This is a genomic window from Candidatus Stygibacter australis (assembly GCA_030765845.1).
Taxonomy (GTDB): domain Bacteria; phylum Cloacimonadota; class Cloacimonadia; order Cloacimonadales; family TCS61; genus Stygibacter; species Stygibacter australis.
On the sequence record JAVCDJ010000183.1, the window covers coordinates 1 to 17,502 of the forward strand.

General features: G+C 39.1%; 10 protein-coding genes and 2 tRNA genes. 4 read left to right on the forward strand and 8 right to left on the reverse strand.

The genetic code is table 11. The features are described from left to right. Positions 1–385: 385 nt before the first annotated feature. The 6 genes from RAO94_09310 to RAO94_09335 all read right to left on the reverse strand — a co-directional run bounded on the left by RAO94_09310 (position 386) and on the right by RAO94_09335 (position 11,194). On the reverse strand, positions 386–4,582 hold the full coding sequence (locus RAO94_09310; protein ID MDP8322535.1) for a carboxypeptidase regulatory-like domain-containing protein: 4,197 nt from the start codon (positions 4,580–4,582) through the stop codon (positions 386–388). Positions 4,583–4,667: 85 nt separating this feature from the next. After that, positions 4,668–6,515 (reverse strand): carboxypeptidase-like regulatory domain-containing protein, encoded by a 1,848-nt coding sequence (locus RAO94_09315; protein MDP8322536.1) that lies wholly within the window; start codon positions 6,513–6,515, stop codon positions 4,668–4,670. A 377-nt stretch (positions 6,516–6,892) separates the two neighbouring features. After that, complete coding sequence (locus RAO94_09320) at positions 6,893–8,701, reverse strand: hypothetical protein (protein ID MDP8322537.1); 1,809 nt, start codon at positions 8,699–8,701, stop codon at positions 6,893–6,895. Between the two features lie 140 nt (positions 8,702–8,841). Then, on the reverse strand, positions 8,842–10,812 hold the full coding sequence (locus RAO94_09325) for a formylglycine-generating enzyme family protein (GenBank protein MDP8322538.1): 1,971 nt from the start codon (positions 10,810–10,812) through the stop codon (positions 8,842–8,844). Positions 10,813–11,032: 220 nt separating this feature from the next. Then, a tRNA-Glu gene (locus tag RAO94_09330) sits at positions 11,033–11,108 on the reverse strand. Positions 11,109–11,119: 11 nt separating this feature from the next. Then, positions 11,120–11,194 (reverse strand) — tRNA-Lys (locus tag RAO94_09335). 246 nt (positions 11,195–11,440) lie between these two features. Between RAO94_09335 and RAO94_09340 the strand changes: the two genes are divergently transcribed. Together RAO94_09340 and RAO94_09345 are read left to right on the forward strand one after the other, a co-directional pair. Then, entirely contained in the window at positions 11,441–12,847 is a 1,407-nt protein-coding gene (locus RAO94_09340; protein MDP8322539.1) for a hypothetical protein, read from the forward strand. Positions 12,848–12,905: 58 nt separating this feature from the next. Further along, positions 12,906–14,009, forward strand: a complete 1,104-nt coding sequence (locus RAO94_09345; GenBank protein ID MDP8322540.1) for a carbohydrate-binding family 9-like protein — start codon at positions 12,906–12,908, stop codon at positions 14,007–14,009. A gap of 10 nt (positions 14,010–14,019) precedes the next feature. On the opposite strand, the gene dacB is transcribed toward RAO94_09345, so the two are convergent. Together dacB and RAO94_09355 are read right to left on the reverse strand one after the other, a co-directional pair. Continuing rightward, entirely contained in the window at positions 14,020–15,456 is a 1,437-nt protein-coding gene (dacB, locus tag RAO94_09350; protein ID MDP8322541.1) for a D-alanyl-D-alanine carboxypeptidase/D-alanyl-D-alanine-endopeptidase, read from the reverse strand. Between the two features lie 114 nt (positions 15,457–15,570). After that, on the reverse strand, positions 15,571–16,440 hold the full coding sequence (locus RAO94_09355; protein MDP8322542.1) for a hypothetical protein: 870 nt from the start codon (positions 16,438–16,440) through the stop codon (positions 15,571–15,573). A 113-nt stretch (positions 16,441–16,553) separates the two neighbouring features. Here RAO94_09355 and RAO94_09360 point away from each other — a divergent pair, with 113 nt between their 5' ends. Beyond that, positions 16,554–16,733: a hypothetical protein gene (locus RAO94_09360; protein MDP8322543.1), complete on the forward strand. Its 180-nt coding sequence runs from the start codon at positions 16,554–16,556 to the stop codon at positions 16,731–16,733. Further along, positions 16,730–17,476, forward strand: a complete 747-nt coding sequence (locus RAO94_09365; protein MDP8322544.1) for a hypothetical protein — start codon at positions 16,730–16,732, stop codon at positions 17,474–17,476. The genes RAO94_09360 and RAO94_09365 overlap by 4 nt, the downstream gene beginning before the upstream one ends. Positions 17,477–17,502: the final 26 nt, after the last annotated feature.

The following is a 17,502-nucleotide window of genomic DNA, read 5'->3' on the forward strand; positions in this document are numbered from 1 at the left end:
GAGGGTACGAAGATGAGAAGATGAGAAGATGAGAAGATGAGAAGAAAACCTGGTTAGTATTTTATAAAAGTTAAATATAGGGGTATGTATATTCGGAAAAGGGGCAAAAATGTTACTTTTTGCTGTAACTGACGTAATGGCTTATAGTTATAAGGTAACATTTTAGTAACATTTGGTAACATTATGCTATTTAGTATTGTTAATATTTTGTTCATATCGGTCAACCATTCGGAAGGTCTGGCGACCCATGCCATAGGCAGACAGGCATCCAGAAGGTTTTAGTCAGGTCATGCAAATGCACCCTCAATATTTCACAAATATAAAAAACGGGGCAGACATAAATGCCTGCCCCGTTAATCAATTAGATCTTAGTTTGAAACTCAAACTATTTCATTAAAACCATTTTGTTTGTCATAGTATAATCACCTGACTGCAGACGGTAGAAATACATACCGCTGGAAACAGTTGTTCCGTTTTGAGTAGTGCCATTCCAGGAGATATTATGAGTTCCGGCTGGTAATTCATTCTGAACTAAGGTTGCTATCTTCTGTCCAGCGATGTTATAGATATTTAAGGTTGTATATCCTGCATCAGTTAAATCAAAACTTATAGTAGTCAGAGGATTGAAAGGATTGGGATAATTGTTCATGGTGATAGCAGCAGGAGTGATTCCCTCTTCGGGTGCATCAGTAGTAGTTTCAGGATTGATCACGAAATCAGCAGAACCTGTAGTAGTCATATTCACGGGTTCTTCATCACTTTCATAAAGTACCTTGGTGGCGATACCAGTCAGGTTTCCGGTAGGAAGTCCATTCACCAGATAATAACCATCACTATTAGTTACTGCATAACCCAGAACAGTTTCCATTTCGTCAAGGATCACTACATTGGCATTGGCAACCGGATCGTAATTACTATTAAGCACATAGCCATTTGCCTGATAAATTCCATTAGTTTCGGGCATGATCAATTCAAAATCAATACCTGTAACATTACCAAGAGCATTAACAACTACAGCATCCTGAAAATCTATTACTCCAGGATAGTAGGTAGGAACACTGTTATATTCATAAGCCAGTATATAGTAATCACCTTCTGGCAGATTTTCCAGGATGTAATTTCCAAACATATCAGTTACACAGGCAGCTTCCCAATGATTTCCACCACCAGCAACTGCTGCTACCAGTACAGGATTTTCTGGAACATTGCCATCAACTGAGATAGTACCGGAGATGCTGTTATCATATACTTCCTGCAGTGCCAGGTCAAAATCTATTCCTGTTAAATCTTCTGAAACGGTTACAACATCGGCATTTGCTGGTGACTGCTTGTGATCATAGAATTGTCTCATCATATCGCCACCAGGTACCTGTTGACCAAACTCAGCTACAAAGATATAATCTCCCTGAGGAACTTCCATGCTGTAATTTCCATCTTCATCGGTGATACTTTCTACTACAGCCCATTGATTGCAGCCGGTTCCTGGCATCATTGCTCTAACGGCAGCTTCTGCAAGTGGAACTTCATTAACATAATCCATCACGGTTCCAGATACTGCATAGAATACAAGAGGTGTGAGATTCATGTCAGCTTCAAACTGAGAATCTTCATCTATTACAATAACTGTGGCTTCTTCAGGATTGGCAGCACCATCAAAAAAGCTGACCAGATAGCCATCTGCTTCAGCAGAAAGAATATATTCACCAGTTTCTACATTATCGAAACTATAATTTCCTTCGTCATCAGTTACGGCATTATAATGGTTCCACCAGCCACCGCCGGGATTGCCACCACCTATTGAAGATAATTCCAGGAATGCATCAGTGATAACGTCACCGGTATTAACATCATATACAGTACCACTAACGCTGCCTGATCCAGGTAATTCAAAGGGAACTAACTCAAAATCAAAGACAATGTTTCCTAAAACATTAATTTCAGCTTCAAAGGGTTCATATTGATTCCAGCCATTTGACCATGCCATCAATTGATATACACCTTCATATAAGCCATTAACTTCATAATAACCAGCTTCATCGGTCATATCATTACCCGGCTGTCCCTGTTCGCCAAATACCTGAATATGGACTCCCTGAATAACTTCACCGGTTACGGAATTAGTAACGGTACCTGAGAGGGAATATTCACCAGTTTCATAAGGTACTAATACTATTTCCAGAACTACATCACCATCAATCTGGATCATTTCATTAAACTGAAGGTAACCTTCCAAGCCAGCTATAACATGATAATTACCACTTTCGATATTTTCAAAAGCATAGCTGCCATCTTCACCAGAAATAGTTTCATAGGTTTCCCAGCCGTGGGTTAAATAAACCGTAACACCTGGGATAAATTCGCCAGTTTCAGCATTAATAACTACTCCTGATAAAGAACCTTCTCCACCCTGATTTTCACCTAAAACTATATCATAAGTCATATTTTCCAGGATCTCGATTTCTTCAACAAAAAGTACCATTCCCTGCATACCCATAATAGTTAGCTGGTAAATGCCAGGTGCGATTCCATCAATCACATAATATCCGGTTTCATCACTTATGCCCATGAGCATATTTCCGGGGATATTTTCGCCAAAAAGATGAACCATAATCTCTGATAATGGTTCGCCTGTTTCTTCGGAGGTAATAGTTCCTGATAACACCAGATCACCAGCTACATAAGCTTGCATCTGGATATCAAATACGGTGTTTTCCAGAATCTCAATTTCTGTCTGGAAGTGCATATATTCCATATCTTCAGACATGGCATTCAGAGAATAAACACCTTCGAAAAGACCTTCGATCAGGTAGCTGCCATCTTCTGTGGAAATTGCAGTATAATGCATTCCAGGACCGGCATGAAGATTGATTATGATACCTGGCAGAGCTTCGCCTGTTTCAGCATCAGTAACCACACCAGATAAACTGAGTTCGCCCTGTTCAAATGGTACCAGGCTGATATCAAAAGTTACATCTCCCTCGATCTGGATCATTTCATTAAACTGAAGGAATCCATTCAGACCGACGATTACATGATAATTACCTGAGCTGATATTCTCAAAGCTGTAATTACCTGCTTCATCAGATACTGTTTCAATAGCTTCCCCGCCATGCTGCAGTAATATTTCCACGCCAGGGATAAATTCGCCAGTTTCAGCATTTATCACACCACCTGATAAAGAACCTTCTCCACCCTGATTTTCACCTAAAACTATGTCATAGGTCATATTTTCCAGGATTTCCAATTCTTCTTCAAAAAGAACCATGCCCTGCATACCCATAATAGTAAGCTGGTAAATGCCAGGTGCGATATCTGTAATCTCATAATATCCGGTTTCATCACTTATCCCTATAAACATATTTCCGGGGATATTTTCGCCAAAGAGATGAACCATAATCTCTGATAATGGCTCGCCTGTTTCTTCGGAAGTAATAGTTCCTGATAACACAAGATCACCGGCTACATAAGCCTGCATCTGGATATCAAATACAGTATCTTCCAGAATCTCAATTTCTGTCTGGAAATGCATATATTCCATATCTTCAGCATGGGCATTCAGAGAATAAACACCTTCAAAAATGCCTTCGATCAGATAACTGCCATCTTCTGCAGAAACTGCAGTATAATGCATTCCAGGTCCGGCATGAAGATTGATTATGATACCTGGTATTACTTCACCAGTCTCAGCATCAGTGATCACACCAGATAAACTGAGTTCACCCTGTTCAGCAGGAATCAAAGCAATATCAAACACGGTATCTTCAACTATTTCAATTTCAGAAGTAAATTGCTCATACCCACTGGTGTTACCCCAAATTGTAAGATTATAATTACCTTCCAGAAGTTCATCAAACAGATAATATCCTGCTTCATCAGTCATTGCTTCCTGCATCATGCCCTGCATTCCATGAAGAAATACTAAAATCCCTTCAAGGGTTTCGCCTGTCTCAGCATCAGTAACTGTTCCACCCAGAGAGTAAGTTTCACCGGGTTCATATTCTTCCAGAGTAAAATTAAATTCTGTGTCACCTTCCACATAGATATCAGTAACGAAAGGCATATTTGGAACCATCACCATTACATCATAATCAGCGAAATCAATAATTTCTGGAAAATCATAAGAACCATCTTCCCCAAGAACGGTCTCATATTCCACATGGTGAGGCTGAGCATTCTGATTCCAGGTGCTGATCACCATTTCCAGTCCTGCTGCTGGCTCGCCATCTTCAAAACTTACTATACCAAAAAGATGCCCTGTAAGTTCTCCAGGATTTCCTTCAGTTAATAATTCGATTGTCATTGTAACATTATCTTCCATATCCACCATTTCCATGAAGGGCAGATAGCCTTCAGCAGAAACATTTAATGAATAATTTTGTGTTTCAAGATCCTCGAAAATGAATTGTCCACTTTCATCAGTAGTTGTTTCATAATTCTCCATCATTCCATGGTGAAGTTCAAGGAGCGCACCAGAAATTGGTTCCCCTGCTGCTCCATCGATCACGATGCCATCAAGTGTAACTGCACTTAACACAAAGAATGATGCCAGTAAACATAAGCTTAAGATAATTTTTCTTGACATGGTTACTCCTTTTGTCTTTTTAATACTTAGCCTTAACATAATTAGGCCTCCTTTCATGTGACCGGTTTCCCCAACCGGTCATTTTTTATTTTATAAGTAATAGCTTCTGAGCTGACTGCACTGACCCGGATTGCTCCATACTGATCAGATATACTCCACTGGGAATATCCCTTGCTCCATTTTCTGCAGACCAGCTAATGATCTGAGGCTCTGCTTCCATCCAGCCGGTGAAGATATTTTCTATCAGTTGTCCACGCAGGTTATATAATGATATTCTGGTGGCTCCTGCAATTTGCGGATACAATTGAATGCTCAAGCTTGAGCGGCTGTTTGAAAGCAGAAATGGATTGGGATAGCAGCGAATATTACTGTTCACTTCTGGCAGTGTGTCTTCATCTTCTGCTGTTACTATTTGAGTGATGATAAAATCAAGCGAATTGTTCTCCGTTATTGATAATTCTATATTTTCGCTTTCATAAAAAGTCTTGCTTGCGAGTACAGAATAATTACCCGTCTCGATAGATACGGCACTATAATCCCCTTCAGAATTACTGATACCATAGCTGACTGGGAAATCCTGCTCATTAAAAAATACTATTGAGACACCAGCAACGGGATCACGTCCATTACTGGTTATATTTCCTTCCACAACGATAACACCGTTCTGGGTCATATTCTCTATCGCAAAATCTATTCCAGTAACGTTACCTTCTATATAAACTAATTCGGCATTTTCCCAGTCATATCCTTCTGGATAATATACAGGTGGCGTAGCTGATGTCATCATTACCACATAATATTCGCCTGCCGGGATTTCATCTATATAATAATATCCACTGGATTCTGATTCTGTGATTTCACTCCAGTCATCATCTTCATCACTGGCGATCACTATCACCAGACAGGGAAATCCTGGTTCTTCACCATTAGCACTGATATAACCTGAAATACTGTTATCTTGAGGGTCTTCCGTGGATGTTAGTATAAAGTCAATATCTTCCATATCCTGATTAATATGAAGCGGAGTGGCATCATCAAAGCTGTCTACACCTTCCCAGTATTGATCAAAGTAGCCGTCTTTTGTGCTGTAAAGCCAATACATTCCAGCAGTGGTAACGGCATCGTAGTGGCCATATTCATCAGTGATAACCTGGAAAAATTCACCTTCACCCCAGCAATTTATAGCGTAGCCTGATACCAGAGCTCCTTCAACCGGAAAATAATTGCCGCCTGAACTTTCCTGAACAGTTCCACTTATACTGTATTCAGGCAGCGGAACCAGTTGAAGAACAAGATCATCAAGAACCATTTCCGGTTCAATAATAATTATATCTGCTGTTTGAAAACTATGACCACCTTCCCAGAAATAATGCTGATAACCAGGATAATGTTGAAGGTATAATATGTACTCTCCAGGATTTACTTCGGGGAAAGAAAATTCTCCTTCTTCATCTGTCTGGGTTAAATATGTATTCCAGTAATTATTGAAAACTCCATATAAATATACTGTAAGTCCTGCTACTGGTGAGCTGTCACCATCGATAACTATACCTGAAATCTCTCCAGTGGCTCCATCTTCATGAAATTCTAAAAGGAAATCTATCCCAGTAAGCTCATCATTTAAATTATTAAGGTATAATACTTCTGCTGACCCGGGATCTGGTACTCCTGGATAAAATTCCGGTAAATAATGTGGTGACTGAGGCATTATCTGAACCAAATATGCTCCCGGATATACATCCATGAAACTGTATCCTTCTCCAGAATTCACTGTGATTATCTGTACTACCATATTGGGATTGGGATGACTTAAAAATATATCACAAGATACCGGTTCTTCTCCAGTAACAGCTACATTACCGGATATACTCCCGGCATTAAGCATAATTCCCAGCATCACAAATAACAATAAAACTAACTTTTCCTTTTTCATAACATCACCACCTGTTCACAGTTTTTCTAATGTATACTAATGCAATAAGCGTGCCAATCTTTTAATTATATGTCAAGCTCCTTATATTTAATTAGTTATCCCTATAATACCCTAAATTTCTAAATGAATCATATTTGTTTCATAAATAACTCATTATTAACAATGGATAGTTCCTTGCAGATCTTAATTACCTTTATATCAACAATTTATATACTCTGTTTCTTTTCTGTTGCAATGTTACTTTCACGTTACGTAAATGTGCTCAAGATGACGATTCTGCCAATTGAACCTGACCCCTGCGGTAAAAAGTCTTCTAAATTACATTCTTTTGTGTATTAGTATGTTCAGTGGTTTACTCTTCTTTTTCCTGCGGCAGATTAAAATCGGAAATCTTCCAAGCCCACAACCGTCCCATCAGCAAATTTCTCCGGCTGCCATGAACGTACAGTTATCCGTGGTTTCTCTGGTTCACTGAGATTGAACATCAAAAACAAATAACCATTATCAGCGTAATTGTTGGAATAGTAATATTGCTCTATCTGGATTCCATAAAGTCGCTCTTCACCACTGCTCATACATCTCAAACTTGTATCAGCAAAATGCAGATTGATAAATTCCTTATCAGCAAACTGTTCTTTGAGTCTGCTCATATATTGATCCTTTTCCAGCCTGATATATTTTACTTTGTCATCTCCAAGCTGTTCTATAAGACCTTCCACATTATATTCAGGATCTTTCTCAACTACAGTTCCCACGATTATCAGAGCATCTTCAGTAAATACATTTTCCAGAAATTCCAGCTCTTGCAAGCAGTAAGCGGTTTTATATAATTCCATAAAGTTAACCACTTCTGCCTGATCTGCTGTCGTAATTCCTTCATGATCACAAATTTCACTAATTGATCTGTCACTGAGAGCAAAGGTAACTTTTTCCACTTTTCCTGCCTGGTTAAACAGAAAATTTACCTTTTCACTAAATGTCTCCTTGTTACCCGCATAACAAAATGTCATCGGCAAACCTCTCACTACATAATATTTATTCACCTGCACCAGATCAAGCTTGAAAGTCTGTCCTAAAATCTCTCCTTTGCCATAATCTATCAGTTTATTGAAATCTCTATAACCAGATAAAGTGAAATACTGCCTGGCTCCTCCAAAATTCTTCTCCTTCACCTTCTCAGCTATTCCCATAACCGACTCAGTAAGAGATCCTTTCAGCTCAGCATTAAAACCAGCAGTTTCTTTCAGTTCTATCTTAAATTCATCCACCATCACAGGCTTGCTTTCACCCAATTCCAGTTCCTTCACTGCTGCCGGCAACCGTTTATAGTTCATTCCGTCTATTGCTTTGATCACATCCTCATCATAAGCATGACCCCGGTAACTGTAATCTATATACAAAGTAACCTTTTGGCTGGTTTCAGCAATTGTGTTGGAAAGCCGCACAGACCCTCTACCGTTGCTCCACATCCCCGGCTCATTCTCGCCATAACCGTCATTATAAGATACCAGCAATCCACACACCGGTTCTCCCTCAAATTCTGCTTTCACGATCAAATCTACAAAATTATTACCTTCTACAAACTGCTTTTCTTCTAAATGAAATCCTATCCCAGCCAGCAGGTAATTCAGCTTATTCTCCAAACCGGTATAACTGCTCTTCTCCTCCCCCTCAAACCAGTAAGTTATTTTCTTATACTCAGGGATAGTGGGCAATAAGGCATAAGCCCAATAATAATTACGCAACGCTTCTGATATTCTCTTATCTGCTTCTGCCTGCTCTCCTGCCATGATCAATGAATTCACCCGCGACTCCCGCTCACGAAATACGTTATCCACCTCACTTCGCTTTATATAACGCAAAACAAAGACCTCTGGTGCATAACTCTCTTCATCAACAAGTCGCTCCGTATGATAAAGCCTGGCACTCGAATAAGTTTTCACTTCCAGCTTACAAGCTTCATTGACAACTCCGTTGATCTCTACCACGCTATTGATGAAACTGCTCTCAACATTTAACGTTATCTGGCTCAAAAGCTCCTTCATTGCTACCCTGTCAGCAGTTTCCTTGTCTGCTGCCCTGCCATCACCCCATAAATAACTGTCATCACTCTTCACCTGATCAAATGTTACTGCTTGAATAAGACTGAATACTATTAGTAAAATAAACAAAAATATTCTCTTCATCACACTCTCCCCATCATATTTCTTTATCTGATTCATGGTTTACTGGATTAAAAAAAATAACAAGATTCTTCTCTTTCTTAATCCTGAAAATATCCCAAATCTGGTTAATCCTGATTCAGACAATTTCCCGCATCCTGATCCTATTTTGAACTGCAGGCTAAGCGGAAGCCAAGGATGAAGAGGCTGTAGCCAGGACTGCTACCGCGAAAAGCAGTCCGGCAGCTACTGGCATCGGAGCTCCAGCTACCACCCCGATAGACACGGCGAGAGCCCAAATTTTGCCCTCGTGGATTACTCGTCGAACTACTACTGTAATCTCCATACCAGTCCCAGCACCATTCATATACATTTCCACTCATGTCAAATATACCTAATTCATTAGCCTGTTTTTCACCAACACTATGGGTTTTATTTCCTGAATTATCAGAATACCAAGCTACTTGTTTGAGGTCATTACTGCCAGAATACTTATATCCGTTGCTTTTATTACCACCCTTCGCTACATACTCCCATTCAGCCTCTGTTGGCAACCGGTAGCCATTAGCATTGAAATCACACTTAATATTATTAGTCCCAGAACCAGTATAACAACGATCAAGTCCTTCCTGATCACTCCGTTTATTACAATATTTCACAGCATCATACCAGCCAACCTGCTCCACAGGAGCATCTTCCCCTGTTTGTTTAAATTTGGCAGGATTCGTGCCCATCACAGCTTTATATTCACTCTGAGTCACTTCATATTTACCAATATAAAAATCACTCACAGTCACGCTATGCCCTGGCTTTTCATCACCACTTGCACTCCCCATTTGGAAAGTACCACCTTCCACAAAGACCATATCCCCATTACTGATCATAACTGCGGGTTTACTGCTTCCTGCTACAAGTTCCACCTTTAGAGATGACAACTCCTTTTCTTTAATTTTAATTTCACTGGTCTCAGTTTCAAAACCACTTAGTATAGTAGTAAGTTCATAATCACCTACTGGCAGAGCTTCCAGATATTGCGACCCGGTCCAGGATTTGATTTCTTTCCCGTTTCTTTTTAAGACGCTTTCTGCTTCCATAGGGCTAACTGTTAACTGCAGACTGCCCTCTTTTTGTTTCAAGGCAAAACTTTCTCTTTTATCTTTGCCTTTTTCAACTGTTACTGTTCTGCTTTCAGGATACCAGCCTGGGCAGGAAACCTCTATCAAATACTGTCCGGCAGATATTTCTTTGCTGCTACCATTCATTTTCTGATTGTTCAGATAGATGGCTGCATCCGCTGGAGTAATATCAATAGTTAAAATGGAAGTTATCTTCAGCAGATCGTAATTCCAGCTATTATTTCCGCTTTCTTCTACTATTATCTTTTCCTCAATAGTCTCATATTTGTCTAATACCAGTCGCAGCTCATATTCTTGGGGAAAACGAAAGGGCTGGATATTGGTAAAACCTTCTTTTACGCCATCCAGATACAGCTCAGCACCCTGAGGCTCGCTACTGATTGTGAGCATTACGGGACGCTGTTTTTCCAGCTCAATATCCTTAAAAAGCACATTATCCTCATCTACATTGATTGTGCTGATATTAGTTTTATAGCCTGTTTTTCTAACTTCCAGCCTGTGTTCACCTTTCTTCACGGAATAGCTCTCTTCACTTCCCAGCAATTTGCCATCCAGCCATTTCTCACTATCTTCCGGTTCAGCTATAATTGAGATAGTGATAAACTCATTGCCACCATCTCCATCAATTGTCATCTCATAAACCTTGCCAGCTTCTATCTTGCCAACTGATTCTCGCAAATTAACCATCAAAGTAGCATAATCCACTTTCTTTAAATCCACATACCAGGCACCCCGCTGCAATACTACCCAGTATTCACCTTCTTTGGGTATCAATCGATGCCGCAACGGACTATCTATATTCATTTCCTCTATCCCGGTGCGCACGATCAGCATACCGCATAGTTCACCATTGATGTCATACCTGTCACCATCCGGCAGATTTACAAATCCCACATGATTAGTAACTTCTTTAGGAGCGTCTATTATCCGAAACTGATAACCAAATACAAATACAGTAAAAAGCAAAAATACTAATAATAAAGCAATCTTCCTCATCATCCCCCACTTTGTTATATATATTAATTACTATTTCGATATGTTCAAACAATCAGTCAATCAGTTTTTTTACTCATCTAATCCTGAAAATATCTCAAATCCTGATTCAGAAAATCTCCCTCACCAACCAAGTAGCAATAGAGCTAAAGAAATAACTTTATAGTCATATATGACCAATAAAAAAGGGCAAAAAAAAAGACCCACCGGATGGTGGGTCAATTTATGGCATCCCGTAGGGGAATCGAACCCCTGTTGCAGGAATGAAAATCCTGAGTCCTGGGCCACTAGACGAACGGGACACTTTTATTTATGGTGATCCTGCCGCGATTTGAACGCGGGACCCTCTGCTTAAAAGGCAGATACTCTACCGCTGAGTTACAGGACCTTTTTGATCTACCTTTTTGAGACCATTTCACGCTATTTTTACTGCTAAAAATAACAGTAAAATCAGAAATATTTAGAGCATGATTCTATGTCAATAAAAAAATCTAAATCAGGGAATAATTATTTCCTATTACAAGCCATTAGATTATACTTTACAAAAAATCAATTCTTTCAAAGCTTACGTCTTATGAAGAAAAAACAACAAATTATTAGAAAAAGTTTCGCAGTAATTGTGGGGCTCTTAGTTATGACTCAGGCACTATTTGCCATAGATATCAAAGAAGCAGGCAATCAAATTTCCTTGCTTCGCCAGCAGATCAAGGGACTCAATGAAGAAAGCAGGCAGGAATGGCTATCAGCCAGAGAATCAGATATACTTGATGAGCAAACACCTTTTGAAAGTGATATTCACTTTATGCAGCGTTATCTGGATAACAGCAGCAAACTGTGGTGGGGTCAATACCAGAAGAAATCTGTGATATACAACCAGATAACAGACTTGTTGGGCTGGAATTTTCAGACAAGGTCCATGGAGCTGGAGCTTGATGTTAATGAATATGATGCTAATAACTGTATCTGGCGGATTTCGATTAAGCACCAGGATTGGCCAGCAGATGGACTGAAGTATGATCTGGCAATTGCTCCGGATAAGGCAGAGAAATTATATAATGATAGAGAAGATGTTAGAATATTTGGAGACGTAGTATTTGATCTCTGGAATAATCCGCACCTTAGTCAGATATTTATTTCCAGTGAAGCTGCCGGTCTTGATACAACTCTTACCCTGGGAGCGTTATCAGAATATGACTTTCCTACACCAGTTACAGCTCTGACCTTTATAAATAATAATAATCAGTTACTGGCAGGTTGCAAAGATAAGTCAATGCATCTTATTGATTTGGCGAGTATCAAGGAAAATAATCCTTTACGAGTTTATAGTGATATAAATGCAATTCGCAAATTACCTTATAAGAATCATGCTGTATTGGCTTTAAATGACGGATATCTGCGTATATTTGATCTTGGCACTCAAAAAGAGGTCTGGCAGAAACGTCACTTTGGGAATCTAGAGGGTTTGGCATTGAGCGCAGACGGACGATTTGCCTGTTGTGCTTCAACGGATAGCAGGATGAGAGTTTATGATCTGGAAACTAAAAAACAGATGTTGGAGCTGGAATATCCATATGGAATTAAAGCTTGTGATATAAGTCCTCAGGGAGATTTTCTTGCCTATGGTACTGAGCATGGTTACAGCGAACTATTTGAATATGCCGTAGTACGAATCTTTGCAATTGGTGAAACAAATCCTGATATACAAATTGCCTCAAATGGTGAAGTGGAAAGTGTTCAGTTCAGTCCTGATGGCAAATTACTGCTCTTTTCTGATTCCGAAGGAACATCAGGAATAATTGATATTGCCTCCAAATCAAAGCTTATTACCTTTGAAAGGGCTCATAAGGCACAATGGCTGCGGGGAGAAGATCTCATCATCGGTATTGGCACGAGCAAAGAATTAAATATTATCGAAGCAAAAACCGGAGATGTGATAAAAACCATCCAACATCATGAAAAAATAACCTGTTACGCACTGGCGGAGGGTGGAAATTATGTAGCGATAGGTTCCAGTCAGGGTGTGTATGTCTATAAATTGTGATAGAAATTGAAAAGTTTGCTTTGTAAGCTGGAATAAATTATAAGAAGGAAGGTAATAGATGTGTAATTTAAGAATATTAACAGCAGGGAGAGCATTATTATTGATATTTCTGCTGGCTTTAGTTTTTAATATATCTGGAGGAGCACTTCCTGAACCTCAAATCCCCTTTCAACCTCAAAGCTATGCTGCTCCCAAAATCGATGATTATATCCTGATAGATGGTAAAATTACTGATAATGAGTGGCTGGATGCTGCCTGGACAGACTATTTTGTGGATATTGAAGGTGATATCAAACCTGAGCCATATTATCAAACCAAGGTAAAGATGTTATGGAATGATTATTATTTTTATATTGCTGCCAAGCTGGTGGAACCACATGTCTGGGGTACACTGAAGAAGCGGGATTCAGTGATTTTTCATGATAATGATTTTGAAGTCTTTATTGATCCTGATGGAGATACTCACAATTATTATGAGCTGGAGATCAATGCCCTGGGAACTGTATGGGATCTGCTGCTTACTCATCCCTACCGCGATGGGGGACAGGTAGCAATAGACAGCTGGGATATTCAGGGTCTGCAATATGCCGTGGATGTGGATGGGACCATCAATGACCCCTTGAGTCGGGATAAAGCGTGGTATGTGGAGCTGGGGATACCCTGGAATGTACTGGAAGAATGTGCCGGTAAAACTCCTCCTGCGCCGGGAGATTTCTGGCGGGTAAATTTTTCACGAGTACAGTGGGAACATGAGATAGTGAATGATCAGTATGTGAAGAAAGCTGATACACCTGAGCATAACTGGGTCTGGAGTCCTCAGGGTGTGATCAATATGCATTATCCGGAAATGTGGGGCTATGTTTATTTCTTTGAGGACCTGCCATCCAGTGATGGTAAGGTGACGGGCTATAATTCAGAAGAGAAAGCGAAATGGATACTGCGGCAATTATATTATAAGATGTATAACTTCTATCAATTGTATGGCTTTTATACTGATGATTTAGAGCAGCTTGGGTTCACTGACGTGAATGGTGGAAATTTTGACATGCCTCCAAAAATAGAAGTCACCTCATCCATGTATGAAGCAACTATTACCCGGGAAGGGTCAAATAAAATATTTCATATTGATAATCTGGGCAAAACCTGGAGCAGCGAAAAATAAATCATAGCAGTTAGAAGTGGTTAAATAATCTGATAAAATTATCTGTTGGATGGGGATTGCCATTTACTGGTTGATAATTATTGATCATAACAGTGAAAACCAGATCATTGTTTCGAGCTGTTTTCATATATCCAGAGATGCAATCTATTCCACTCATACTACCTGTTTTGGCATATAGGTCAAAATCCAAAAGAGCAGTCCGCTTTGCCAGAGTACCATTAATCCCCGGTGAAGTCAGGCAATTACGGAATTCTGGAATGTCATTCATATAGAGCAGTATCTTGTTCATAGCAGCAGGAGTAAAAAGATTATATCTGGAAAGCCCACTGGCATCAGCAACCCGATATTCATTCCAGGAAATATTCACATTTGAAAAGAATACCTCCAGAACCATATATCCGTTATTAAATGAGCCATATCCTGTTTCGTGCCAGCCAATATGACGCAACAAAGCTTCTCCCGCCTGATTATTACTATCCTGCAGGAATTGACGAATAATCGTAGATAAGCGTGGTGAGTAATGCGTAAACAAAGGAATAATCTCTTCGGGTTTTTCATTGGTATTATCAATATCAACCGCGTTTCCACTGATCAAAATGCCAGCCTTTTCTAATGTAGCCTTAAGTAATGAAGCATAAAACAAGGTAGAATTTTCTGCTGTGATCATTTTTGTGTAACTTTTTTTATCTTCACTGTAATTTCCATATACAGAAAGTGTGTTTTCGCCATTTATTCTCCGGGCATGAATATGTTCCGGCAGCGAATCAGCAAAAGTCACGTTATTTTTATAGGTAAAGTAATCAAATGGCAGGTTATCCATGATAGAAATATTATCATCATCATTTTCCGGAGGATTAATAAAGAACTCTACGGTAGTGTTATCAGCCATTAGGGGTCCAAATTCTGCTGCATAAGTGAAGCTGAGATCATCCCAGGCCCAGCCGGTTCCCAGGCGGATTTCTTCAAAAAGATCATCATTACCAATGATGTCACCCCTGATTTCGTTGATGCCATGTGCTTTTAACGAGTCTGCCCAGTTAGAGAAAATAACTTCGGGATCATACCAGTGCCGTCTGTCTAAAGTGGGATCACCAGTTCCTGAAACCACAAGATTCCCAAAGAGGATATTATTATTTGTGAAGCCGTCATAACCGATATAAGTGGGAATTCTATACTCAGGGCCCAGAAATTTCCAGGCAGCAGCAGCAGTCACTAATTTTAAGGTGGAAGCAGGGATAAGCAATTTATCTGCATGGTAACTCATAATAGTTTCACCGTTAGTATCCTGCACCAGAATGGCATACGTAGCCGTGGGGTCGATAAGATTATCCAGATTCAGGTCAGGGGTTTCCAGCTCAGATAACACATACACAGTGCGTTTCCCTGAACAGGATACAAGCAGCAGTACAACCACAAATATTATTACTAATCCGATTAATTTTTTCATATAAGCACAAAGAAAATGACAAATTCAGGAGTCAAGCTAATTCTAATCACCAAATTCTCATTTCCCCTGAGACTGTTTAACCTAAGAAAAAACTCAAAATTCAAAATTTTGAATTCACTCCTTCGCCAGATACTTCTTCAACTCCTCAATTGTCATACCCAGTTGTCCTTTATTGCGCAATGGTAGTTTCTTACCCATTGGGTTTTGAAGAACTGCCGTGCATTTATTCAGTTTGCAGGTTAAAATTTTGATAGAACCTATAGTGGGAATTTTTACCTGCATCAGGATTGATATCATCTTCTGGTTTTTATCAGATATTACTAAATAATACATATCTTTATCAATTATTTTAACACCCCAATCTGAAATTTGGTGAATCAGAGAAAAGTCTTTTTCAATGTCTTTGATTTCTATCTCAGAACAATATCCCGAAAGCTTGTCCATCTGGTTATTATTACTGGCTTCCACCAGAGTCTTTATGAATCTTCTAAGGTTATCATATTGCTTAAAAGACAGCATTTCCGGATTTGCTTTCCAGCCTTGAGAATTTAGATAAGCAGATTTTAGATTGCGATATATAATATGCCGGTGTTTTCGGGCAGTATAATAGCTGATCCCTTCCGCTGCGGCATAGTCCTTTAGATTATCATAGCTGTTAATAACTTCAGAACGGTGAAATTCCTCCTCAGAAAGTAATTTCTTAACCATTTCCGAGGGTAGATTTTCCATCAGTTCTTTTTCCGTAACAGCGCTCAGATCCTGATGAGATGCCGCCTGCTGCTCAAGTTTGCTGATCAGATATTTATCTTTTTTCATATTTCTCCAGGTCGAAAGCACCTGATGATAAACGGTGCTTCTCAGCCACCCCTTGATATATGTTACATTCCCTGAATTTCTAAAAAGAGCCAGTAAAGATTCCTGAGAAACATCCTGCGCCAGTTCAGGATCACTACTCAGCTTCAAAGCGTAGTGATAACAATACATCTGCAGCTCTTTTATGTATTTAGGTTTAAAGGGCAAAAATTGGTTGCTAAAATAGGGCATAACTAATTATTAGTAAACTATTTAAGTATATATTATTATGTAGGAGCATAAATATGAAGCAAAAGCAATGCCCAAATTGTAAGTCCAATAGCACAAAAAAAATGGCAAACGTAATAGGAATCAGAGATATAAATGCAATGAATGTGGACACATTTTTGAAAATAAGAAACGTAAAAGAGACTGCCTGGATAATAAACTATGGAATGATTATGTTCACAATAACCAGACATTGAAAAACCTTAGTAATCAGTATGGAATTTCACCTTGGACAATCCGCAGAAAACTTGATCAAATTGAGTTAAATATTCCTATTTATTTGATCGAAAATTGTGTAATAGCAATGGATACTTGCTACTTTGGAAGAGGGTTTGGAGTGATGGTTTTCCGCAATACAATAACTCATAAAAACCTTCAGTGGCAATATGTAAATCATGAAACAGTTCAAAAATATATTAGTGGTATTGATAACTTAAAAAGTAAAGGATGGAATATCCTGGGAATAGTATGTGATGGCAAAAGAGGCTTATTTAGAGCATTTAACGGCATTCCCGTGCAGATGTGCCAATTTCATCAGGTTGCTATTATAACAAGATACATTACGAGAAATCCTAAACTGGAAGCAGGTAAAGAACTGAAATCAATTGTTCAAAGGCTATGTCATTCAAATCAAGAGGAGTTTCAACGGATGATGATCACCTGGGAAAATAAATGGAGATTATTTTTAAACGAAAGAACACACAATGCAGATACTGGCAAATGGCATTATACCCATAGAAGATTGCGAAGCGCCATTAGAAGTTTAAAAACAAATTTCTCTTGCCTGTTTACATATCAGAAATATCCTGATCTTCATATTCCAAATACAACAAATTCCATGGAAGGTACCTTCTCAAGGTTAAAGACAAAGTTGAGAATCCATTCTGGAATTAAACAATGGAGAAAAATCAGAATGATTGATGAAATTCTAGCAAAATAGCAACCAATTTTTGCCCTTTAAGCCTG